Genomic DNA, 22954 nt, shown 5'->3' with positions numbered 1-22954 from the left:
CCCGGCGCGTGGATATTTCCCAAGGGAAAGTCTTCCCAAAAAAGCAGGTCCCGATTCATGAACCAGATGGTCACTCCGAAATTCGGTGTTGGCGCCCCATTGCGCCGCAAGGAAGATGAGCCGCTCATTACGGGCAAGGGCATCTATACAGGCGATTACGTGCCGGAGGGCTGCCTGCACGGGGTTGTCGTGCGCTCCGCCATGGCGCACGCACGCATAAGCCTGGGCAACGTGGATGAGATCCGCGAGATGGACGGCATTCGTCTGGTGCTCACCGGGGCCGAACTCGAAGGCCGGACGATGCCCTGCCGGGCGCGCCCGAAGCAGATCGACGGGTCAAATTTCGTGGCGCCCGATCAGCCGGTCCTGTGTTCCGACGAAGTGCGCTACGTGGGCGATGCCATCGCTTTCATCGTTGCCGACGATGTCAACACGGCCAGGGATGCCGCCGAGATGCTGGAAATCGACTACGACCCGATGGATGTGGTTGTCGGAATCGAAAAGGCCCTGGCACCGGACGCCGTGAAGGTCTGGCCGGAGTTCGGGACCAACGTTGCCTTCACATACGGTCAGGGTGACCAGAGCAAGACCGATGCCGCGTTTGAAAAGGCAAGCAAGGTCGTATCCATCGATGTGGTCAACAACCGCATCGTCGCCAACTACATGGAGCTGCGCGGCTGCGTCGCCGAATTCGACTCCGCCAGCGACCGGTTCAAGCTGACGGTCGGAACCCAGGGTGGTCACGGCCTGCGCGACATCATCTGCAGCATTCTGGATCTGGAAGCTGACAAACTGCAGGTGATCACGCCGGAAGTCGGTGGCGGCTTTGGCACCAAGATGTTCTGCTACCGCGAATATCCGCTGAGCATGATTGCGGCGCGTGAACTTGGCCGGCCGGTGCGCTGGACGGGTGAACGAATGGACCACTTCGTCACCGATGCCCATGGCCGGGACAATGTCAGCCATGCGGAACTGGCGCTTGACGCCTACAGCCGGATCCTGGGGCTCAAGGTGCATGTCAAGGCAGCCATGGGCGCTTACCTGCACCAGTTCGGCCCGTTCATTCCCTTCGTCGGCACGTCAATGACGTCCGGCCTTTATGACATTCCGGCGGTCTTTACGAAGGTCGAGGGCGTCTACATGCACACAGTGCCGACCGACGCGTTCCGCGGCGCCGGCCGCCCGGAGGCTGCCTATCTGATCGAGCGTCTGATCGAGAAGGCAGGTGAGGAAACTGGCCTCGGGTCGGTAGAGATCCGCAAACGCAACTTCATCAAGCCCGAGCAACTGCCCTACACGACCCAGACCGGTCGCATGTACGACACTGGTGATTTCGCCGGGCATCTGCAAAAGGCGCTGGAAGTTGCCGACTGGGACGGCTTCAAGGCCCGCCAGGAAGACAGCGCCAAACACGGCAGGTATCGCGGTATCGGCATTTGTTCCTACATTGAGGCCTGTGCCTTCCCCGGCAGCGAGGAAGCCACGCTGGAGCTCAACGACAAGGGCACGCTGACGCTGCTGATCGGCACGCAGACCAACGGCCAGGGCCATGCAACGGCCTATAGCCAGGTGATTGCGGAACAGTTCGGCCTCTCCATCGAGGACATCGACGTCATTCAGGGCGACACCGACCGGGTGCGCAAGGGCGGTGGCACGGGTGGCTCCCGTTCGATCCCCATCGGATTGCCGTCGGTACGTGATGCCGGTATTGCGCTGGTCAAGAAGGTGAAGGAACTTGCCGCCGACCGGCTGGAAGCCGGGATCGAGGATCTGGAACTCGATGGCGGAATGGTTCGTGTCGTCGGCACCGACCAGCAGGTGACCCTGGCGGAGATCGCAGCAGGCGCGGGGGAAACCCTGACCGCCCGCGAAGAGGTCAACCAGACCGAGGCGACCTATCCGAACGGCACCCATGTCTGCGAAGTGGAAATCGATCCGGACACCGGTGACGTTGCCATCGTGAATTACGTGATCGTCGACGATTTCGGCGTCACGGTGAACCCGTTGCTGCTGGCCGGTCAGGTCCACGGCGGTGCGGCATCCGCACTCAGCCAGGCCCTGTGCGAGCAGACGATCTATGACGAGGACGGCCAGCTTCTGACGGCATCTCTGCTCGATTACCGCATGATCCGCGCAGCCGACTTGCCGGACATTCACTTCGAGACCCGCAATGTTCCCTCGACCACGAATGCCATGGGCATCAAGGGTGCAGGAGAAGCCGGCACCATCGGCGGATGTGCGTCCGTCATGAATGCCGTGCAGAACGCCCTGAAGGACGGGGCAGGGGTGAGCGAACTGATCGACATGCCGGCAACACCGCTGAAAGTCTGGGAAGCCATCCAGGCTGCAAGATAACGGAAACCGAAAAGGCGCCTTCTGTGGGCGCCTTTTTTCTTTCCGGCCACAAGTTGACACCGGTAAAACCGGGATCTCATGATTGTGTCTGTGGCTTTTTTTAAATAACCGTATGAATTATCTGGTTCTTGCCGCAATCTTGCGGTTCATCGGTGCGCGAGAATCGTAGATCCCTAGGAACAGGACTGTCGCCTGTGTTTCAATCCTTCTTTCCAAGACCGAGGCTGTTTTTTACCTCGGCTTTGCTGTGGACCATTGTTGCCGTCGCTTTCTGGTATAGCTTTGCCGATGGCTTGAGCGGTCCGCTCGGCTTCGGCGTTTCGGAGACCAATCACAAAGAGATTGTGGGCCCCGGTTTCTTCGTCTCGCCCGAGTTCCTCTGGTTCTACTGCTACTATTTCATCTGCACGGTCCTGTTCGGCGGGTTCTGGTGGTTCTTCGCCAGAAATCATCGCTGGCAGATCTGGTCTGTCTGGGGATCGTCCGCGATCATCTTCTCGACCTACTATTCAGTGCAGGTTTCGGTCGCCATCAACAACTGGCGCAGACCGTTCGGCGATACGCTGCAGAACGCGTTGCCGGGCGACAAGGGTGTCACGGCGTGGGACTTCTATTCGCTCATGATCGTGTTCGTGCAAATCGTGGCGTTTCAGGTCGTCCTGTATGTCTTTACCCGGTTTTTCGTGAGCCACTACGTCTTCCGATGGCGTACGGCGATGAACGACTACTACGTGGAAAAGTGGGCCAACGTCCGCCATATCGAAGGTGCTTCGCAGCGTATTCAGGAAGATACGATGCGGTTTGCCGCGATCATGGAAGGGCTTGGCGTCGCAATGATCGACTCGGTCATGACGCTGATCGCCTTTCTGCCCGTCTTGCTGTCGCTGTCGAGCTACGTCTCGGAGCTGCCGATCGTCGGAGCCATTCCGGCCCCCTTGTTCACGGCGGCGATCCTGTGGTCGTTGTTCGGCACGGGATTGCTGGCGCTGGTCGGTATCAAGCTGCCAGGGCTGGAGTTTCACAACCAGCGTGTCGAAGCTGCCTATCGTAAGGAACTGGTCTATGGCGAGGACTACGAAAACAGGGCGCAGCCGATAACGCTGTCGGAACTGTTCGCCAATGTTCGCAAGAACTATTTCCGCCTTTACCGACACTACCTCTATTTCAATCTGGCCAGAGGCATCTACCTTCAGGCGGACAATCTGTTCACCTACTTCATCCTCGTTCCCACGATTGTCTCCGGTGCGATCACCTACGGTATTCTGCAACAGATCCTGACCGCCTTCGGCCAGGTTTCAAACTCGTTCCAGTACCTGGTCAATTCCTGGACGACGATCATCGAGCTTCTGTCCATCTACAAACGTCTGAAGGGCTTCGAAGTCTCGATTGCGGAGCGTGAACGGATGTCTCCGGAAGAACTTGCAAAGGTGCTGGCGGAAAAAGAATCCCGGCTCTGATGCATAATGTCAGGAGACGCAAGGCACGCGAAAAATGAGGTGCCGCCCGTCGGTTTGAGCGGGCGGCGTTTTTCCCGGAAGCGGACTTGCCGTCAATCCCGTTTGGTCAAATACTGAAGGCCCTTCACTTCACGCCCCGCATACTCGCATCCTGTTTGCGTGACGTTTCTTGATATGCTGCATTCGAAGGGCCAGTCGAACTGGTTCTTCCCACGGTTCATTGGACCGGTACACCGTGGGATTTGTCATTGAAAAGCCGGACCTGGAAGTTGTCATGGCGTTCTTGAGCCAGAAGTCCCGTTTTTCCGGACCTCCGGCGCCCACCGGGATGACCCGGCAGGCTCCCCTCATCGGAATATCGCTGAAAGTGGCTTCCACCATGGTATTCTTCGTCATGGCGACGGCTCTCAAGATTGCCGCGGAGCATGTGCCGATCGGTGAGCTTGTGTTCGCGCGGAATTTCTTCGGACTGTTTCCGGTGCTGATCATGGTGGCGATGCGCCGGGAGCTTGGGCTGGCTTTCAAAACGGCCAACCCACTTGGTCATCTCACCCGGGCGTCCGTCGGGCTGACGGCGATGGTCTGCGGTTTCACGGCGTTGTCCCTGCTGCCTCTGCCGGATGCGACGGCCATCGGGTTCGCATCGCCGCTCTTCGTGGTGGTGCTGGCGTTTCTTCTTCTTGGTGAAAAGGTGCGGGTCTACCGCTGGAGCGCGGTCGGTGTCGGCTTTGTCGGCATTCTGGTGGTGCTGTCGCCACATCTGGGCGATGCGGAAATAGACAACAATTCGATGATAGGTGCCTTGATCGGCGTGATGGGCGCCGGGTTTGCGGCGCTTGCCATGATCACCGTGCGCAAATTGTGCGAGACGGAACGCACGTCAACCATCGTCACCTGGTTCGCCGGAATGTCTTCGGTGCTATCGCTGCTCACGCTGCCGCTCGGCTTTCTGCTACCGGGGCAAGCGTGGATCGTGCCGGACCTGCCCACCGCCGGGCTGCTTCTGCTGATCGGTCTGGCCGGCGGTGTCGGCCAGATCCTGCTGACCCAGAGCTACCGGTTTGCCGATGCTTCCACCATTGCGCCGTTCGATTACGTCAACATGCTGTGGGCGATCATCGTCGGCTGGGTTGTCTTTAGCGAAACGCCACTGCCCGCCGTGGTGCTCGGCGCGCTGATCGTGATTGCCGCCGGCATCTTCGTCATCTACCGCGAGCACAAGCTCGGCCTGGACAGGACCAAGGCCCGCCGGGCGTCGTCGCCGTCAAAGTCTTAGGTCGAAATTTCCAGGATTACGACCTGTCCACAGTCATTCCAGACAAGTGAGGCAAAGCCGAGCGCCGATCCGGAATCCGGACTTGTTTCGCGCCATAGGCGCGGCGTTACCCGAAGAGAGAAGCGTTCGCTCCACTCACACAGATGCGCTGGATTCCGGATCTGCGCGAAGCGTTGCTGCGCTTGTCCGGAATGACGGTGGAAATGTGAAGTTTTCTATCCGGACCTTACTGCGGCTTGTACTCGAACCGTTCAACGGCGCTCTTGGTGCCGTCCTTGAAGATCAGCTGTACGCTGATCGACTGGGCCGACGCGGCTGGAAGCTCCAGATACGGCTTGTCCTTGAGTACGACGTTGGGGTTGTCCGGATCGCAGGCTTCCAGTTGCCATTCCTGGTCGATCGGGCCGTCGTTCAGTCCGTAGAAGACATAGTCGATGCCGCACTTCCAGGATTCCAGGTGCGTGAAATAGATCAGTTCCTGGCCCTGCCAGTCGCGAAAGGACACCCAGTTGGCCTTGGTGAGGTCCAGGATCTGCTTGATCTGCTCCGGCGGCATGCCTTGCGCTGATGCGGTGGTGCCGAGCGGAGCAAGGGCAAGTGTCAGGCAAAGGGCTGCTGATTTAATGAGATGCATGAAATATGTCCGGGTCTGACGTTAGAAGGCCTTGAAGGTAATGATGGTTTTGGTGTCCTGAATGCCGTCGATCGGATGGACTTTTTCGTTCACGAAATGGCCGATGTCCGATCCGTCCTCGACATAGAATTTCACCAGAAGATCGTAGTCGCCGGAGGTGGAATAGACTTCGGACGCGATTTCCGCATCGGCGATCGCGTTGGCAACCTGGTAGGTCTTGCCCAACTGGCATTTGATCATCACGAAAAACGGTACCATGGGGCGCTCCGGGCAGTTGGTGTTTGAAGTGGGTGAACGTGTCACCTGAACCATCAGCCGGGCTGTTCGGTCAGCCAGACTTGCCGGGCAACAGATTCACAAAAGCAGACTAGGACATCGCCCATCTCCTCGCGCCAGTCAATTGCCGAGTGGCCGGCCTGCACGTGCCGGGTCTTGCAATCGCGCGGACACCTTGTTAGCAGTGCAAGCATCTCATGGGGGTGCCCGGCCATGCAGGACCGGGCTGAGAGGCAGCCTGCCAACTCCTTGAACCTGATCCGGCTGATACCGGCGGAGGGATTTGAGATCATGATGCACACACCTCACCCCGCAACACGTCCTTTCCGGAATACCGGCAACGGGTTTTCCGTCACAGGAGAGCCGTCATGAGCCTTTCCGTCGCTGCGTCCACGCAGGCCCTGAGCGCCGAACAGGTCTTCACCCTTCTGGAAAGGGTGCGACAGAAAACCCCGCGCGTTCACGCCATCACAAACGCTGTCGCGCAAAGCTTCACCGCCAATGTGCTGCTTGCGCTCGGTGCCGTTCCCTCCATGACCATCGCGCGGGAGGAAGTTGCGGCTTTTGCCGGCGGGGCTGATGCGCTGCTGGTGAACCTCGGCACCCTTGACGAGGAGCGCCGTGCAGCCATTCCGCTCGCAATAGAGGCCGCCAGGACTGCCGGACGTCCGGTTTGCGTCGATCCGGTCTTCGTCAACCGGTCTCCCGTGCGCTGCGCCTATGCGCGCGAACTTATGGCCCTGAACCCGGATCTGGTGCGGCTCAATCCGGAAGAACTCACCGCTCTCTTGCCGGAGCGGGCGGATGCCGATGCATTGATCGAGGCCGGAACGGTTTTTGCCGTGACCGGCCCCGAAGACAGGGTCGAAAGCCGCGGTGAGGATTTTCTGCTGCGCAACGGCGATCCGCTGATGTCACGCGTGACAGCCACCGGCTGCGCAGGCGGTGCGGTTCTGGCAGCGTTTCTCAGTGTCGAAAAGGACCGGGCGCTGGCGGCCGCTTGCGGACTGTCCGTCTTCAACATCGCCGGCGAAATCGCAGCCGGCCGGGCAGGTGGGCCGGGCACTCTCGTGCCCGAATTGCTTGACGCGCTGTTTTCCCTAACCGACCGCGACATTGAAGCCCGTCTCAAGACCGGCTGACGCAGGCTCAGCCGCATTTACACCCAGGAGGCTTTCATGACCGCAATCGCGGTGACCATTGCAGGATCGGATTCCGGTGGCGGAGCCGGCATTCAGGCAGATCTCAAGACCTTTTCCGCCAACGGCGTCTTCGGTGCCAGCGTCATTGCGGCGCTAACGGCGCAGAACACGCTTGGTGTCAGCGCCATTCATGACGTTCCACCGGACTTCGTGCGGGCCCAGATGACGGCGGTCTTCTCCGATCTTGCAGTTACGGCAACCAAGATCGGCATGCTGTCACGCGTTGATACGATCGAGGTGGTGGCGGAGGGACTAAAGGTACTTGAGACGGGCCCGGTCGTGCTTGACCCTGTGATGGTGGCCGCTTCCGGTGACCCCTTGCTGGCGGACAGTGCGGTGGACACGTTGATCGCCCTGCTGCTGCCTCTGGCGGATATCGTTACACCGAACCTTCATGAAGCAGCCCGCATGCTGCAGGGCGAGGTTGCGGCGGATGAAGCCCAGATGCACGCACAGGCAGAGCGTCTGCTCGGTCTTGGCGCCAACGCGGTTCTGCTCAAGGGCGGACACGGGGCAGGGGCGAAAAGCGCGGATCTCCTGCTGGACCGCGAAGGCAATGCAGTCTGGCTGCGGTCCGACCGGATCAAGACAGACAACACCCATGGCACCGGCTGTACCCTGTCGTCGGCAATTGCCTCGGGTCTTGCCAAGGGGCAAGGCATGGAAGAGGCCGTGAAGTCCGCCAAATCCTACATTCAGGCCGCGATAGCTGCTGCCGATACGCTTCACATTGGCAGTGGTCACGGGCCTGTTCATCATTTCCACGCGTTCTGGAGCAAGTGAGATGACCGATCAGCCAATGACCAAAACCGGACAGATCAGCCGCAGAGGGCTTCTGGGGGCATCCGCCGCTGCCGGGGCAAGCGCATTGGCTGCCCCTGCGGTGGCGCAGGAGCAGGCGACGCTGGAATGGAAGATGGTCACCTCCTGGCCGAAAAACCTGCCGGGGCCTGGGGTCACGGCGCAGCGGATTGCAGACCGGATCGAACTGATGTCCGGTGGACGGCTGCGCGTCCGGCTTTATGCCGCTGGTGAACTGGTGCCGGCTCTGGGCGTGTTCGAGGCGGTTTCCGCAGGCACGGCGCAGATGGCGCATACGGCCTCTTTTTTCTGGCAGGGCAAGATCCCGGCTTCGGTCTATTTCACGGCGATACCCTTCGGCCTTCTGCCGCATGAGCACATCACCTGGATAGAGCAGGGCGGCGGCCAGGCGCTTTGGGACGAGCTTTATGCCCCCTTCGGGCTGCGACCCGTAATGGCCGGGAACACCGGTGTCCAGATGGGCGGCTGGTTCAAGCGCGAGATCAACACGCTGGACGACCTCAAGGGGCTGAAGATCCGCATGCCGGGCCTGGGCGGTGAAGTGATGCACCGGCTCGGGGCAACCCCTGTCAGTCTGCCACCCGGCGAATTGTTCCAGGCACTGGATAGCGGCGTGCTGGATGCGACGGAATTCCTGGGGCCATGGTCGGACCGGGCAATGGGATTCCAGAAAGCTGCCAAATCCTATTACACGCCCGGCTTCCATGAGCCCAATGGCACCGGCGAAGCGCTGTTCAACAAGGTGGCGCTGGAAGGCCTGCCGGAAGATCTTCGCGCGATCATTCTGGAAGCCTGCAAAGCCGAAAACGGCCGGTCGCTTGCCGAAAGCGAATGGGAAAATGCCGGCGCCCTGAAGCTCCTGCAGGAAGAAGACGGCGTCACCGTTCGCTCTTATCCCGATGATGTGCTGGATGCGCTGCGGGAGACCGCGGCAGTCGTGCTGGCGGAATTTGCGAGCAAGGATGCGCTCAGTCAGAGGATCTACGAAAGCCATATGGCTGCCAGAGCCCGTCTGGCCCCCTGGAGCGACGTTGCCATGCGCCGTTTCCTGGAAGCCCGGGACGGTTAGACCGGCCACTCCAGGCCGCCGACAGGACTGCTAATGGATCCCGAGATGATCTTTGCGCGCGAACCGGTGCAACCTGCCGGTTCGCAGCTTGCAACCGGTCAGCCTGTCATTCCGGAATCACGCGTGAAACAAACGCATCAGGCGCAGTAAAACTTCCTGACAAAGTGTCAGCGCAAGCCTCCAGCTTGAAGTGCCGTAGTGCGCGGATCGACATTCCGTTAGGAAAGGTGATTGGCGTTTTTACCAAGGAATTTCAAAGGACTTGTCCTACAAGCGATCCACATTCCGTGGCGAAACCTGTGGCAAAGCCGCAACGATTCAGGGTTAAATTACGTTATGGGAAGCTGACATTTTAAGTGCTTATTTTTTAGGCAAATGTTTGAAAGTGTGTCGGTCCGGTGACGAAGAGACTTGGAACCTGTCCTTTTTGAAGTGTTTTGATCGTCTACGCAGCATTCCTTACGAAAAATGCCGCGCATTTCGCATTGCAGCATGAAGAAATGACGGCAGAACTGGCGTAATTATTCAGTTGAAACGGACGGCGTTCTCCTAAAACCCTGTGTCAGGTTGTCATGAAACATCCGGTGGCTAAGGGATGGGAGGAAACTTAATGCCGTGGGCAAACAAGAAATCAGTTCTACTTGCTACTACAGCTGCAGCTCTATCAGTGGTTGCAAACTCGGCCTTTGCAGGCGGTTTTGCGCTTAGAGAACAGAGCTCGTACTTTCAGGGTATGTCTTTTGCCGGGTATGGGACGTCCGGTGGTTCGATCTCTTCGATGTACTGGAACCCGGCGTCGCTTATCGGCGCCCAGCAGGGCCTGACCATCGAAGCACACAATACAGGGCTCTTCCCTAGCTCGGACATCAACGGCACGCTGTCTGGCGGGTTCCTCGGCACGTCATCCATCGGCAGTGGTGATATCGCATCCGACGCGTTCATTCCCGCTTCCTATGCAGCCTACCGGCTGAACGACAAGCTGATCTTCGGTGTTGGTATCAACGCGCCCTTCGGCCTGTCGACGAAACCGGAGCAGAATTGGGCAGCTCAGTTCTATTCGCGTTCGTCTTCCGTGTTCTCGTTGAACGTCAATCCGACCGTCGCGCTCCAGATCAACGACATGTTCGCGATCGCGATCGGTGTTCAGGCGCAATATCTGGATGTCTCGCTGAAGTCCGCCGACGCCACATCCGGAGCAGGGTTTCCACGTTCGAACCAGATTTCCGGTGACGATATCGGCTTTGGTGTGACTGCGGGTCTGACGGTGCGGCCGTTCGAAGGTACGGAAATCGGTCTCGGGTACCGCTCCGGTGTCGGTCACGATCTTGATGGCGATCTGTTCGCCGGTGGTGTCACGACGGCGATTGGCCTTGGCGTCATCACGCCGGACATGATCAACCTGTCCGCAAAACAAAAGGTGACCGACAAGATCCGCGTTCTGGGAACGGTTGAATGGACCAACTGGAGCCGGCTGAAGTCGCCGCGCGCCATCAACGATGCAACCGGTACCGCGGCCACAGTCCTGCACTTCAACTATGATGACGGCTGGTTCTTCTCGCTGGGCGGCGAATACGACTTCAACGACAAGCTGACCTTCCGCGGTGGTGTCGGCTACGAGATTTCGCCGATCGACGAAAAGATCCGCTCCACGCGCCTGCCGGACAATAACCGCTGGTGGCTGTCGGCTGGTGCCAGCTACACCTTCAACGAGCACCTGGCGTTTGATCTCGGCTATACGCACATCATTCCGGAATCGACCGATATTAACATCGATTCCAATCACCAGGACTACAACGCGGCATTCGGTACCTATTCGGGGGATGTCGACAGCAGTGTCAACATCATCTCCGCCGCGTTGCGCTACAAGTTCTGATCCGACTGGTCAGCAGTTCAAGAAAGGCCGGGGCAATTGCTCCGGCCTTCGTTTCTGACAAGGGCTTAGAACGCCGCCGGATAAAGACCGCCGTCCATCAGGATGTTCTGGCCGGTAATGTAGCCGGCGTGCCGGGAGCACAGGAAGGCGCAGGTCTGGCCGAATTCCTCGGCTGAACCGAAACGTCTTGCCGGGATTTCCGCTGCCTGTGCCGCCCGGACATCCTCGATGCTTTTGCCTGACTGCTGCGCGGCGCGCTCGAAGCCGCCTTTCAGACGGTCGGTGTCCATCTTGCCGGGCAACAGGTTGTTGACCGTCACGCCGTGGGGGGCAAGCTGGCGACAGACGCCGGCCAGGAATGCCGTGAGCCCCGCCCGAGCACCGCTGGACAGATCGAGACCTTCGATTGGCATCTTTACCGAAAGCGAAGTGATGTTGACGATGCGGCCGAAACCGCGCCCCTTCATGCCGGGAACAACCGCCTGGATCAGCTCGATGGGGGTGACGAAATTCTGCACCACACCTTCCATCAGCGCCGCACGGTCCAGCTCGGAATAGTCGCGCCGGGGTGGGCCACCGTTGTTGTTGACCAGGATGTCCGGGTCCGGGCAGGCCGCCAGAAGCGCTTCTTGTCCGTCCCGGGTGGAGACATCCGCTGCGATGGCGGCAACGCTCACGCCGAAGCGGTTCTGCAGCAAGGTGCGGGTTTCTTCCAGAACCTTTTCGTTACGTCCGTTCAGGACGATGTCGCAGCCTGCTTCCGCCAGTGCTTCGGCGCAGCCCTTGCCGAGGCCGCGGCTTGACGCACAGATGATTGCCTTTTTGCCTTTGAGGCCGAGGTCCATGAACGTTCTCCTTGATGCAGGTTGGACATGCTTTGTGGCTGGCAAAACCCGATGCTGTCAAATGCCGTCAGGGACATATGGAGCGGGTCAGCATCCGGCAAGATGTTCGTGAAGCAACGGAATGAAGTGAGGGAGGCCAATACCCGATCCGTGCCGGTGTTAATCATTAAGCTGGAAAACAATCGGCCTCGAGGAAGTCTCGTCATTTGTCATAATAGTGATACTTGAATCGCGTCTATAGCGCTCCAATGGGAATTTGGAGAAGTGCTATGTCTACCGCTGAGGCATCGCGGCATTACCGGGCCTTGTTTATTTCCGACGTCCATCTTGGCACACGCGGTTGCCAGGCGGAGATGCTGCTTGATTTTCTGAAAGACAATGAAGCCGAGACCCTATACCTGGTTGGCGACATTGCCGACGGCTGGCGGCTGCGGCGATCCTGGTACTGGCCGCAACTGCACAACGACGTTGTGCAGAAGATCCTGCGCAAGGGCCGCAAGGGCGCGCGTATCATCTATATTCCGGGAAATCACGACGAGTTTCTGCGCAGTTTCCTTGGTACCCATTTCGGCGGTGTCGAAGTGACCGACAGCATCGTTCACGAGGCCGCCAACGGCAAACGCTATCTGGTCATTCACGGCGATCAGTTCGATGTGGTGATCCGCCACGCCAAGTGGCTGGCCTTCTTTGGCGACAAGGCCTATGTGACCGCGCTCGGAGTCAACACCTGGGTCAACATGGTGCGCCGCCGCCTTGGGCTGACCTACTGGTCGCTGTCCGCCTGGGCCAAACTCAAGGTCAAGAATGCGGTCAGTTTTATCGGCCGTTTCGAAGAGGCTTTGTCTGACGAGGCACGCCGGCAGGGTGTCGATGGCGTCATTTGCGGGCATATTCACCACGCCGCGGATCGTGATCTGGATGGCATTCACTACATCAACACGGGCGACTGGGTGGAAAGCTGCACCGCGGTTGCCGAGCACCATGATGGAACATTTGAGGTGATCCGATGGGTGGACCGTACCCAGCAGGAGGCTGTGCCGGAGAAAGCCAAGGAAGCGCCGGTCGCCGCATGAGTTCCATTCTGATTGTGACGGATGCCTGGCATCCCCAGATAAACGGCGTGGTTCGCTCGCTGGAACGCACGGCTGAGGAACTTGAAAAGATCGGCGTACGGGTGGAATTCCTGACCCCGCAAGAGTTCACGACGCTGCCATGTCCGACGTACCCGGAAATTCGCCTGTCACTGACCCACCGCGGCATCGTTCGCCGGAAGATCGAGGACTACGGTTGCGAGCATCTGCACATTGCCACGGAAGGTCCGCTCGGCCTTCTGTCGGCAAGCGTTGCCAGGAAAGCCGGCCGCCCCTTCACCACGAGCTACCACACCCGGTTTCCCGAATATGTGTCCGCCCGGTTGCCGGTTCCACTGTCCTGGTCCTACAGCTGGCTGCGCCGATTCCACAATTCCGGCTGCGGCTGCATGGTCGCGACCCGGTCGCTGGAAAAGGATCTGCGCGGCCGCGGTTTTACCAATCTCATGCGCTGGTCGCGCGGGGTAGATGAACAGCAGTTCAAGCCCTATCAGGGGTCCGTTCTGCCTGCCGATCTGCCGCGGCCGGTGTTCATGTACGTCGGCCGGGTCGCAGTCGAGAAGAACATCAAAGCGTTCCTGGATCTGGATCTGCCGGGATCGAAGGTTGTTGTTGGTGGCGGCCCCCAACTCGACAGCCTGCGCCGGGAGTATCCGGGCGTGCATTTTACCGGTTCGAAGGTGGGCGAGGACCTTGCACGGCACTATTCGGACGCGGATGTGTTCGTGTTCCCGTCTCTCACAGACACCTTCGGCAACGTGATGCTGGAGGCCCTGGCCTGCGGGGTGCCGGTTGCCGCCTTCCCGGTGATGGGGCCGCTCGACGTCATCAGCGATACGGGCGCGGGTGTTTTGTCCGAGGACCTGCGGGAAGCGGCGGAAGCCGCGCTTGATATTCCGCGAGACCATTGCCGGGCGATCGCCATGAACTACACATGGGCGGCCAGTGCGCGTCAGTTCCTGGACAATTGCATCGAGGCACAGGACATTCACAACAGCCGGACGACGCAAGGAAAAGCCGCCGAATAAGGCCGCTGTCCGGGTGTTTCGAGGCGCTGCGCAGGGCGGGGCACGAAATTGACACCAAGACAAGTTCCCGCTGGAACTGCCCGCTTTCCTGTGAAAACACTTGCATTGAGACCCGGCCCTGAAAGGGGCCGAGGCATTGCCTTGTGCGCTTCTGCGGCAGGCCCCCGAGCAGTTGTTTGACGTTTAGAGCGAGTTCCGATGACGAATATGCAATCGCAGCCAATTGTTGAAGCCAGCCCGAAGTCGGACGGAAGGACCGTTACGATTGAGGATATCGAAGCGGCTGCGGAGCGGATCCGCGGCGAGGCGCTGCTGACGCCGTTACTGCGGCATCCGCTTCTCGACGAGCTGACCGGTGCCACTGTTGTCATCAAGCCGGAAAACCTGCAACGCAGCGGGTCGTTCAAGTTCCGTGGGGCTTTCAATCGCCTCAGCCTCATCCCGCTGGCAGACCGACCTAGAGGCGTTGTGGCCTGTTCGTCCGGAAACCACGCGCAGGGCGTTGCTGCAAGCGCGCAGCTGCTCGGTATGCCCGCAACCATCGTCATGCCGTCCGACGCTCCAAGGATCAAGCTGGAGCGCACACGCGGCTACGGGGCGACCGTCATCACTTACGATCGTGAGACCGAAGACCGTGACGCGATTGCAGGAGACCTGTGTTCCAAGTCAGGAGCGACGTTTGTCCACCCCTACAACGATGTCGGTGTGATCGCAGGGCAGGGCACAGTCGGACTGGAGATGGCGGCCCAGGCGGCTGCGCTGGGCCTGCATCTGGACGACGTGCTCGCCTGTACCGGCGGTGGCGGATTGTCCAGCGGCATTGCCCTGGCGCTGGAAGACAAGTCACCCGGAACGGTCTTCCATACTGCTGAACCGGAGCTGTTCGACGACTACAAGCGCTCGCTGGAAGCCGGTGAGCGGCTCTCCAATGCCGTAAAGACCGGCTCTGTCTGCGATGCGCTCCTGTCCGATTCGCCGGGTGATATCGGCTTTTCAATTCTAAGCCGCGTAGCGGGTGAAGGCGTGACTGTCACAGACGAGGAAGCTCTGGCTGCCGTTGCCTTTGCGTTCACCGAACTGAAGCTCGTCGTTGAGCCCGGCGGAGCAGTTGCACTTGCAGCACTTTTGGCCGGAAAGCTGCCTTTCAAGGGCAAGACAGTCGGTATCGTTTTGACTGGCGGAAACATCGATCCACAAATGCTAAAGACTGCGCTGTCCCGTTAACGCGCCTTTAGGGGGCTACCCGCTAGAGCGGTTCCACAAGCATGACTTGCCGAAGTCGGGTGGAGGAGACCGGGCCAGGCAGTCCTGTTTGCCTTTTCGTCGGGACGGCGCGAACAGGGCTGCTGAAAATTGAAATCCAGCGTGGATTGCCGGGCAACGGCGCCGCGTCTTCTCCTTTCATCACCTGAACATTGCCAGCGTACCGATGCATCGAGCATGGCGCGTTTAGCCGTATTCTGCCTTCCAACGGTCTGCAAGGACTCGCGGAAGCTCGGGTAACTCGCGCCTTATTGGATCAGGATCCCTTGGCTTTCCACAGAAAAGCCCGGCGGTCCGGTAACTGGAAAGCGATCAGCTGGAGGCGTCCGACAACCCGGTCGGCCACAGGCTGATCCAAGAGGCATTCATGCAGACAAACACCTTGAAAGACCGGCTGAAATTTTTTCGTTTCACGGATGAGGACCGGACATTGGCCCAATCCGTCTGGCCGGTGATCAAGGAGGCCCTGCCGACGGTTCTGGACGGGTTCTACGCCCACGTGAAAACCGTGCCGCACCTGGCAGCGCTTGTCGGCAGCCAGCAGTCCCGCCTGGTGAAGGCTCAGATGAACCATTGGGAAGGTCTGTTCGCAACGGGTCCTGATGAAGCCTATCAGCAGCGCGCGGTGCAAATCGGCCTGACGCACGTGCGGATCGGCCTGGACCCGAGCTGGTACATCGGTGGCTATTCCTTCGCCCTGACGCAACTGACTGAAACAATCCTGAAGAAGCGCTTCATGTCTTCCGGCAAGCGCATGCGCGCCGTGCAGGTGCTGACCAAGCTGGTCATGCTCGACATGGATGTCGCGATCTCCACCTATCACGAGAAAATGGTGGCTGATGCCGTCGGGCGCGAGACCGAACTGAAAGCTGCCATCCAGGAATTTCAGGGCGTGCTCGGGGGCACCGTCGGCACACTCGGCACGGCCTCGCAACAGCTCGAAGCGTCCTCCGGCAGCCTGCGGCGCGAGACAGGCGCCATTGGAGACCGGATGGTCAAGATGGACAATACGTCCGCGGAAACGGCGAGCGGTGTCCAGTCCAGCGCGACGGCAACGGAAGAAATGTCAGCGTCGATCACGGAGATTGGACGTCAGGCAGGCCAGTCTCGCGAAATGGCCCTCAAGGCGGTGGAAGGAGCCCGCAGCACCAACGCCTCGGTCACCAAGCTTGCCGGTTTCGCGGAACAGGTGGGCTCCGTGATCGGCCTGATCTCGGAAATTGCGGAACAGACGAACCTCCTGGCGCTGAACGCCACTATCGAAGCGGCTCGTGCCGGCGAGATGGGCCGCGGGTTTGCCGTCGTTGCAGCCGAGGTGAAGGAACTCGCCAGTCAGACCACGAAGGCGACCGAAGAAATCACCGTACAAGTTGCCAGTATTCAGCAGGCAACGAAACAGTCGGTGCAGGATATCGAAGGCATCACCTCGATCATCGGCGCTCTGTCCGAAATTGCGACCGGCATTGCGTCCGCGGTGGAACAACAGGCTTCGGCAACGGCCGAAATCTCCGCCAATGTCCAGATCGCGGCACAGGGCACCCAGGCCTTTACCGACGAGATCACCGCTGTACGCGGTTCTGTCGAGAATGTCGAAGGGGCCGTCGGCACCATTCAGGACATGTCGACGGCACTGAAGGATCAGGCGGGCCAGCTCGGTCTTCAGGCGGAACAGTTCTTCGCGAAGATCAATTCCGGACGCTGATTGCTGTCGGGTCACCCTCCCGGCCAAGTGCCCCTTGATGTCCCGGCCGTGCGCCGGGACTTCGATGGCACGTTTTTCTTTCTTGAGCCTTCGGCACCCCGAGCCCTGAGCCTGGTTCTGCACTCCCGGGATGTCCTGTCGAAAGGGCAACAAAAAAAAAGGCGCCGGAGGGGCGCCTTTTCAATTGCCAGTCTGACTGCCGGACCTAGTTGAAGAGAGCCTGACGCTCGGCTTCGGAAAGCTGTTTGAGCGGGTCTTCGCCTTCTTCTTCGCTGACTTCCTCGGTCAGCTCCCATTCGGCATCGGCTTCAGCTTCTGCTTCGTCTTCCACCTCGAGGGTATCACCGCCGACTTCACTGTCGAACAGGCGTTCGATGGCGGCTTCGTCCAGGGTAGCGTCAGGATCGGCTCCGGCGAATTCGTCGTCTTCTTCTTCGTCCTCGGCTGCGGAGGCAGAGGCAAACATGTCGTCGATGGCAGCTGCGTCCATCGGCTCGTCGCCACCAGCCATGATGGCGTCGACATCTGCCTCGCTGGCGTGTTTCGGCGGTTCTGCCGGCGCCGAGGCGGCTGCCTCGCCATCCGTGCCGGTCTGATTCATTGCGGCGTTGAACACATCGTCGCTGACGGACATCAGTTCATCGACGTTGTTCTGGGAGACACCGCCACCCGCGAGCTGCGGGCCATTCAAGAGATGTGCATCCGGACGACTGTCGACCGGGCCAGCCGTAGCTTCGGCTTCCATCTCTTCGATGCCCCAGATGTTGATCATCAGGTTGATGCGGCTTTCAAGATAACGCAGCACCTGCACAACCTTGTTGGTCCGCTGACCGGTCAGATCCTGGAACGAGCAGGCCATGAAAATTTCGGTCGCCTTGGCGTCGATATCGTCGCAAACCGCGTCGTCCGCACCGTTCTCGCGCAGCACCCAGGCCTTTTCCTGGATCTGCTCGGCAGCTTCCAGGATGGATTGGGTTGCGCCTTCGGTCTGGGTGACGATGGCATCGAGTTCGTGAGAGGCATCGACAAAGCGGTTGCTTTCCTCGCCCTCTGCCTTGATGTTGGCAATCTCGGCCTTGGTACGCTCGATGGCCTCGTGCATATCGGCGATGTCGAGACGGATCTTGTCGAGATCCGGCACCTTGCGTTGCCGGGTCATCATTTTCTCTAGCCGACCAATCGCAGTCAGGATCTCGGTGGTTTCCGGTGTCTTGTTGCGATTGAGAAACTCTTTCAGAAACCTGCGCCCGCGATCGGACTCCATCAGGGTCTGTTCGAGAGTCTGGTATTCGGCTTCGCCGATCAGCTCCGGCTGTTCCTGTGCTGCTTCCGCTTTCATGTGGACGCGAATCTCAACTTGCCTAAGGGTCGTTTATTGCCGTAACACGGACAACTTCGCCCCCAAGGTAAGGCGGAAATCGTTAACATCCTTTTAGGGCGGTCCTTCGCCCGGTATCCCATGTCGCTCGACCGTTCCAGCATCAGCAGCCGTGTCTCGGCCCTGTTCGCCAGCCATTTCTTCGGCGTTGGCTTGTTTCTGCCGTTTATTCCGGTCGTACTCGGGTTTCGCGGGCTGACGGCTGCCGAAATCGGATTTGTTCTGGGGATAGGCACCATTGCCCGGATCGCGGCAAGCCCGCTGCTTTCGAATCTCTCCGACCGTACCGGCCAGCGCCGTCTGTCGATCCTGATCTACTCTCTGGCAGCGGCAACCTTCATCGGGCTGTATTTTCTCCCCCTGGGGCTTGTGTTCCTGTCCATCGCGGTGATCGGCTACATGGTCATGAATGCACCCGTGGTGCCGCTCAGCGATGCCTATGCGCTGGATGTTCAGCGCAATACCGGGGCCGATTATGCGCGCATGCGGCTGTGGGGCTCGGCCGGTTTTGTGGTCGCCAGCGTTGTCGGAGGTTCGCTGGCCGCAGAGGGCACGTCCTGGCTCATCGTGGTTGCCGTGGGCCTGGCTTCGCTCGCAACAGGTGCCGTTGCCATGTCGCTTCCCCGCCAAAAGCGGCGTGAAGCGGGCGCCACGTCAGGAGCCGAGGCTGCAACTGGAGCTGACGACGACGACAAGGACACGCCTTTCAAAAGCGTCTGGTTCTGGCCATTGCTGGTGGTGCTTGGCCTTTACCAGGCGAGCCATTCGGCCTTTTACGGCTTTGGCACGCTTTATTGGCAGGCCATGGACGTTCCGGATTTCGCCATCGGTCTGTTGTGGGCGACGGGTGTTGCGGCCGAAATCGCCTTGTTCACGATTGCCGGAAAGCTGGCTCAACGGTTCGATCCGCCTGTCTTCCTGCTGGCAGCCGGCGCGGCGGCCACCGTGCGGTGGCTGCTGTTTCCCTTCGCCGATACGGTTCCTGCCATGGCCGCCCTCCAGACGTTGCATGGCCTTTCCTTCGGCGCGGCGCATCTGGGGGCTGTGGCAATTCTTGCGCGGGTCGTGCCCAGCCGGTGGGCGGGAACGGGGCAGGGGCTTTTGGCAACGTCCGTGGGCATCCAGATGGCGATCGGTCTCAGCGTTTCCGGTGCCATTTACGAGATCAACCCGGACTGGCCCTTCTTCGTAATGTCGGTGGTTGCGGCAATCGGCACCCTGCTGACGCTGGCCATGACGCCAATGCTGCGAAAGCGTATGGCGGCGGAGTAACACTGAAATAGGCCGAGGATCTGCGCTGAAACGCGATTGTTGCGACTTCTAAAATCGGGGAGGCGCAGGCCAACAAAAAAACGCCGCCCCCTGATCTCAGGAGCCGGCGTTTTTCGTTTTCATTCAGGCCTTTGCCTTATCCCCACAACTCCGGCAGGGGCGGGTAGAGCGTGCTGCCCTCGAAGCGCAGGCCTGGGGAACGGTCTTCGGCCAGAAGCAGAGGGCCGTCGAGATCGACGAAGTCGGCCTGCTGGGCAATCAGCACTGCCGGTGCCATGGCCAGTGATGTGCCGAGCATGCAGCCGACCATCACCTTGAGGTCCTGAGCGCGCGCATCCTCAACGAGTTTCAACGCCGCCGTCAGGCCACCCGCCTTGTCGAGCTTGATGTTGACCGCGTCATATTTTGCGCGCAGTCCGTCGATGCTCTTGCCTGGATGAAGGCTTTCGTCGGCGCAGATCACCACACGGCGCTCAAGCCCCGCCAGAAGGCCGTCATTCTTGGACGGGAGCGGCTGTTCGATCAGGGCAACGCCGGCAGCCTCACAGGCGGCCATGTTGATGTCAAAGCAGCTTTCGTCCCAGGCTTCATTGGCATCAACGATCAGGGTGCTGTCCGGCGCCGCGAGGCGCACGGCGGCAATCCGCTCGTCGTCCCCCGGACCGGCAAGCTTGATCTTCAAAAGCGGGCGATGCGCCGCCGCACGGGTCTTCTGGGCCATCGTCTCCGGCGTGTCGACGCTGATGGTGAAGGCTGTCGTGACCGGTTTCAGCGTGCCGACGCCGGCAAGATCCGCAGCTGACGTGCCCGTGCGCTTTGCTTCCAGGTCCCACAGGGCGCAGTCGACGGCATTTCGGGCTGCTCCGGCAGGCATTGCCTCCAGAAGCTGCTGCCGGCTGAGACCATCTTTCAGAAGCGGTGCGATTTCCTCGATCTGCGTCTGCACGGTTTCAAGCGATTCGCCATAACGCGGATAGGGCACGCATTCGCCATGGCCGGTTGCGTTGCCGTCACTCAAGGTGACGACAACCACCTGGGCATGGGTGCGCGTCTCACGGGAGATCTTGAAACCTCCCGCGATTTCGAAGCGTTGGGCTTCGATGCTGACTTCAAGGCTCATGGCGCACCGAATTCTGCCGAAACCTTGTCGACAATGGCTTCCATGCCGTAGCGCACGGGATCGGTCGCCGGCAGGCCGTGCTTTTCGCCGACTTTTGCCAGATAGGCGAGCGCTTCGTCGTCATCGAGCGCGGTGGTATTGACCGCAATACCGACGCAGCGGATGTCCGGGTTGGTCAGTTTTCCGCAGGCGATGGTCATGTCGATGACCTGCTCGATCGTCGGCAGTGCCGCTTCGACACCGCGCATCTTGGTGCGTGTCGGTTCATGGCAGACGATGAAGCCGTCCGGCTGGGAACCGTGAAGAAGGCCGAGCGTGACACCGGCGAAGGACGGATGGAACAGAGACCCCTGGCCCTCGATGATCTGCCAGTGATCGGGATCGGTCTCCGGAGAGATCCACTCGGCAGCGCCGGAAATGAAGTCGGCAATCACCGCGTCGAGTGCGACACCGCGACCCGAAATGAACACGCCGGTCTGGCCGGTGGCGCAGAAGGTGCTTGAATAACCCCGGTCGTTCATGGCCTTGTCCATGGCAAGCGCGGTGTATTTCTTGCCCACGGAACAGTCGGTGCCGACGGCCAGAATACGCTTGCCGGCGCGCTTGGTGCCCTTGCCGGTGGCAAAAGCCATGTTGTTGTGGCGCACGTCGTGGAGCTGACGGCCGTTGCGATCGGCGGCTTCCTTGATTGCCGGCACGCTGGCAAGGCGGACATGCAGGCCGGATGCGACATCCATGCCGGCATCGAGCGCCTCGACAACGGATTCGACCCAATGATCCGGCAGCCGACCACCGGCATTCACCGCCCCGATGATGAAGGTCTTGGCGCCAGCTTCCGCCCCCTCTGCAATCGACATATCGGCAAGGCCGGTGTCGGCGGCGCAGCCCGGCATGCGGACCTGGCCCAGGCACCAGTCCTTGCGCCAGTCAACGATGCCGATGGCGGTCTTTGCGGCAAGGGCATCGGGAACATCACCGAGAAACAACAGGTAAGGACGTGCAATTTCCATGGACAAAGCTTTCAAGTGGCTGCTGGAGGGTTTACCAACTTCATGGTGAATGACGGTTGGTATTGAACTTCTCCATCAGGTATACGGGGGATGGTGAACCAGCGGCAAGAGGGCAGCCAGCCGGAATGGCATTCTTGGAAAAAAACATTGCACCGGAGATGGCTCTGGAAGCAGACGGTCCGGATCATCAGTACCTTGCCCTTTCCGGTGACTGGACGGTCAGCACCATTGCCGACGCCGAAAAGGATCTGGTCGGCCTCACGCTCGACAAAAAAAGGCTGACCTGCATCGATGTTTCCAACATCGAACATCTGGACACGAGCGGCGCCTGGCTGATCCACCGCACACGTGGCCGGCTGGAATTCGAGGGACGCAAGGTCGGCCTGACCGGCGTCACACCTGTCCGCCAGACCCTGTTCGACGAAATCGAGAGCCATCATCCGCCGAGCTGGAAACCGGACAAGGGCGGATTTTCCGTTGCCGGCTTTCTGGAGGCCACCGGCCGGCAGATGGTCGATGTCTATCACGACGCCCTGGCGATGCTTCACATCCTCGGCTCGCTCGGCCTGGTCCTGTCGACGGTCTTGCTGCAGCCAAAACGTTTGCGCAGCATCTCGATCGCGGTTCAGTTCGACCGGAGCTGCATTGGTGCGGTGCCGATCGTGGCGCTGATGAGTTTTCTCATCGGGGCCATCATCTCGCAGCAGGGCGGGTTTTATCTGAGACAGTTCGGTGCGGACATCTTCGTGGTCGATCTTGCCGGTATTCTGGTCCTGCGGGAAATCGGGGTCATTCTGACCGCCATTATGGTGGCAGGCCGCTCGGGGTCCGCCTTTACCGCGGAACTTGGCGCCATGCGCATGCAGGAGGAAGTCGATGCGCTGCATGTGATTGGCCTCAGCGTGACGGAGGTGCTGGTACTACCGCGCATTCTGGCGCTCATGATCGCACTGCCCATCCTGACCTTCATTTCCGACGTTGCCGCGCTGCTCGGGTCGGGCATCGTGACCTGGGCCTATCTGGACATTCCGCCCGCCGCTTTCCTGACCCAGCTCCAGGCGGCCATTACCATCAACACGCTGGTGGTCGGTCTGGTGAAGGCACCGTTCATGGCGCTGATCGTCGGTCTGATAGCCTGTGTGGAAGGCCTGAAGGTGGAGGGCTCGTCCGAATCCCTTGGCCGCCACACCACCATGTCGGTGGTGAAGGCCATTTTTCTTGTCATCGTGGTGGATGGTTTCTTCGCCATATTCTTTGCCGCGATTGGAGTTTGACCGACCG

The 22954-nt window shown here is 60.0% G+C and carries 19 protein-coding genes and 1 riboswitch; of the genes, 13 read left to right on the top strand and 6 right to left on the bottom strand.

Annotated features, from left to right (window positions below; translation table 11 throughout):
• Positions 1–57: 57 nt before the first annotated feature.
• The 3 genes from ACYQ54_RS04370 (at position 58) to ACYQ54_RS04360 (ending at position 5088) form a co-directional block, all read left to right on the top strand.
• On the top strand, positions 58–2355 hold the full coding sequence (locus ACYQ54_RS04370; protein ID WP_460079697.1) for a xanthine dehydrogenase family protein molybdopterin-binding subunit: 2298 nt from the start codon (positions 58–60) through the stop codon (positions 2353–2355).
• A gap of 194 nt (positions 2356–2549) precedes the next feature.
• Complete coding sequence (sbmA, locus tag ACYQ54_RS04365; RefSeq protein ID WP_460079695.1) at positions 2550–3812, top strand: peptide antibiotic transporter SbmA; 1263 nt, start codon at positions 2550–2552, stop codon at positions 3810–3812.
• Between the two features lie 235 nt (positions 3813–4047).
• Positions 4048–5088, top strand: a complete 1041-nt coding sequence (locus ACYQ54_RS04360; protein WP_460079692.1) for a DMT family transporter — start codon at positions 4048–4050, stop codon at positions 5086–5088.
• 226 nt (positions 5089–5314) lie between these two features.
• On the opposite strand, the gene ACYQ54_RS04355 is transcribed toward ACYQ54_RS04360, so the two are convergent.
• Together ACYQ54_RS04355 and ACYQ54_RS04350 are read right to left on the bottom strand one after the other, a co-directional pair.
• The gene (locus ACYQ54_RS04355) at positions 5315–5722 is read right to left on the bottom strand and encodes a hypothetical protein (RefSeq protein WP_460079690.1); all 408 of its coding nucleotides are present in this window, start codon (positions 5720–5722) and stop codon (positions 5315–5317) included.
• A 21-nt stretch (positions 5723–5743) separates the two neighbouring features.
• The gene (locus ACYQ54_RS04350) at positions 5744–5980 is read right to left on the bottom strand and encodes an Lrp/AsnC ligand binding domain-containing protein (RefSeq protein WP_148587290.1); all 237 of its coding nucleotides are present in this window, start codon (positions 5978–5980) and stop codon (positions 5744–5746) included.
• Between the two features lie 207 nt (positions 5981–6187).
• Positions 6188–6298: riboswitch (TPP riboswitch) on the top strand.
• 68 nt (positions 6299–6366) lie between these two features.
• On the opposite strand from ACYQ54_RS04350, the gene thiM reads away from it, so the two are divergent.
• The 4 genes from thiM to ACYQ54_RS04330 all read left to right on the top strand — a co-directional run bounded on the left by thiM (position 6367) and on the right by ACYQ54_RS04330 (position 10964).
• A complete protein-coding gene (thiM, locus tag ACYQ54_RS04345) occupies positions 6367–7140 on the top strand; it encodes a hydroxyethylthiazole kinase (protein ID WP_460079687.1) in 774 nt (257 codons plus the stop codon).
• A gap of 36 nt (positions 7141–7176) precedes the next feature.
• The gene (gene thiD, locus ACYQ54_RS04340; RefSeq protein WP_460079686.1) at positions 7177–7983 is read left to right on the top strand and encodes a bifunctional hydroxymethylpyrimidine kinase/phosphomethylpyrimidine kinase; all 807 of its coding nucleotides are present in this window, start codon (positions 7177–7179) and stop codon (positions 7981–7983) included.
• Between the two features lies 1 nt (position 7984).
• Positions 7985–9091 carry a TRAP transporter substrate-binding protein gene (locus ACYQ54_RS04335; protein WP_460079684.1) on the top strand — a complete coding sequence of 369 codons (1107 nt, stop codon included), beginning with the start codon at positions 7985–7987 and terminating at the stop codon, positions 9089–9091.
• Positions 9092–9686: 595 nt separating this feature from the next.
• On the top strand, positions 9687–10964 hold the full coding sequence (locus ACYQ54_RS04330) for an OmpP1/FadL family transporter (protein ID WP_460079681.1): 1278 nt from the start codon (positions 9687–9689) through the stop codon (positions 10962–10964).
• Between the two features lie 65 nt (positions 10965–11029).
• Here ACYQ54_RS04330 and ACYQ54_RS04325 read toward each other — a convergent pair whose 3' ends face one another.
• A complete protein-coding gene (locus tag ACYQ54_RS04325; protein ID WP_460079679.1) occupies positions 11030–11809 on the bottom strand; it encodes an SDR family oxidoreductase in 780 nt (259 codons plus the stop codon).
• 248 nt (positions 11810–12057) lie between these two features.
• Here ACYQ54_RS04325 and ACYQ54_RS04320 point away from each other — a divergent pair, with 248 nt between their 5' ends.
• The 4 genes from ACYQ54_RS04320 (at position 12058) to ACYQ54_RS04305 (ending at position 16893) form a co-directional block, all read left to right on the top strand.
• Positions 12058–12882: a UDP-2,3-diacylglucosamine diphosphatase gene (locus tag ACYQ54_RS04320; protein WP_460079678.1), complete on the top strand. Its 825-nt coding sequence runs from the start codon at positions 12058–12060 to the stop codon at positions 12880–12882.
• On the top strand, positions 12879–13928 hold the full coding sequence (locus tag ACYQ54_RS04315) for a glycosyltransferase family 4 protein (RefSeq protein ID WP_460079675.1): 1050 nt from the start codon (positions 12879–12881) through the stop codon (positions 13926–13928). Before ACYQ54_RS04320 ends, ACYQ54_RS04315 begins: the two co-directional genes overlap by 4 nt.
• Before the next feature lie 198 nt (positions 13929–14126).
• Positions 14127–15152, top strand: a complete 1026-nt coding sequence (locus tag ACYQ54_RS04310) for a threonine ammonia-lyase (protein ID WP_460079673.1) — start codon at positions 14127–14129, stop codon at positions 15150–15152.
• A 406-nt stretch (positions 15153–15558) separates the two neighbouring features.
• Positions 15559–16893 carry a protoglobin domain-containing protein gene (locus ACYQ54_RS04305; protein WP_460079671.1) on the top strand — a complete coding sequence of 445 codons (1335 nt, stop codon included), beginning with the start codon at positions 15559–15561 and terminating at the stop codon, positions 16891–16893.
• A gap of 205 nt (positions 16894–17098) precedes the next feature.
• Here the strand turns inward: ACYQ54_RS04305 and ACYQ54_RS04300 are convergent, their stop codons facing one another.
• Positions 17099–18232 (bottom strand): protein phosphatase CheZ, encoded by a 1134-nt coding sequence (locus tag ACYQ54_RS04300; RefSeq protein WP_460079669.1) that lies wholly within the window; start codon positions 18230–18232, stop codon positions 17099–17101.
• A gap of 120 nt (positions 18233–18352) precedes the next feature.
• On the opposite strand from ACYQ54_RS04300, the gene ACYQ54_RS04295 reads away from it, so the two are divergent.
• Entirely contained in the window at positions 18353–19543 is a 1191-nt protein-coding gene (locus ACYQ54_RS04295; protein ID WP_460079667.1) for an MFS transporter, read from the top strand.
• Between the two features lie 136 nt (positions 19544–19679).
• Here ACYQ54_RS04295 and dgcA read toward each other — a convergent pair whose 3' ends face one another.
• Positions 19680–20663 (bottom strand): N-acetyl-D-Glu racemase DgcA, encoded by a 984-nt coding sequence (dgcA, locus tag ACYQ54_RS04290; RefSeq protein ID WP_460079664.1) that lies wholly within the window; start codon positions 20661–20663, stop codon positions 19680–19682.
• Positions 20660–21673: an N-acetyltransferase DgcN gene (gene dgcN / locus ACYQ54_RS04285; RefSeq protein ID WP_460079663.1), complete on the bottom strand. Its 1014-nt coding sequence runs from the start codon at positions 21671–21673 to the stop codon at positions 20660–20662. Before dgcN ends, dgcA begins: the two co-directional genes overlap by 4 nt.
• A gap of 125 nt (positions 21674–21798) precedes the next feature.
• On the opposite strand from dgcN, the gene ACYQ54_RS04280 reads away from it, so the two are divergent.
• The gene (locus tag ACYQ54_RS04280; RefSeq protein WP_460079661.1) at positions 21799–22947 is read left to right on the top strand and encodes an ABC transporter permease; all 1149 of its coding nucleotides are present in this window, start codon (positions 21799–21801) and stop codon (positions 22945–22947) included.
• Positions 22948–22954 lie beyond the last annotated feature (7 nt).

The sequence above is a fragment of the Roseibium sp. LAB1 genome, assembly GCF_054658235.1.
The sequence above is the reverse complement of the archived record's forward strand: the minus strand, read 5'-3'. Positions and strand labels throughout refer to the sequence as shown.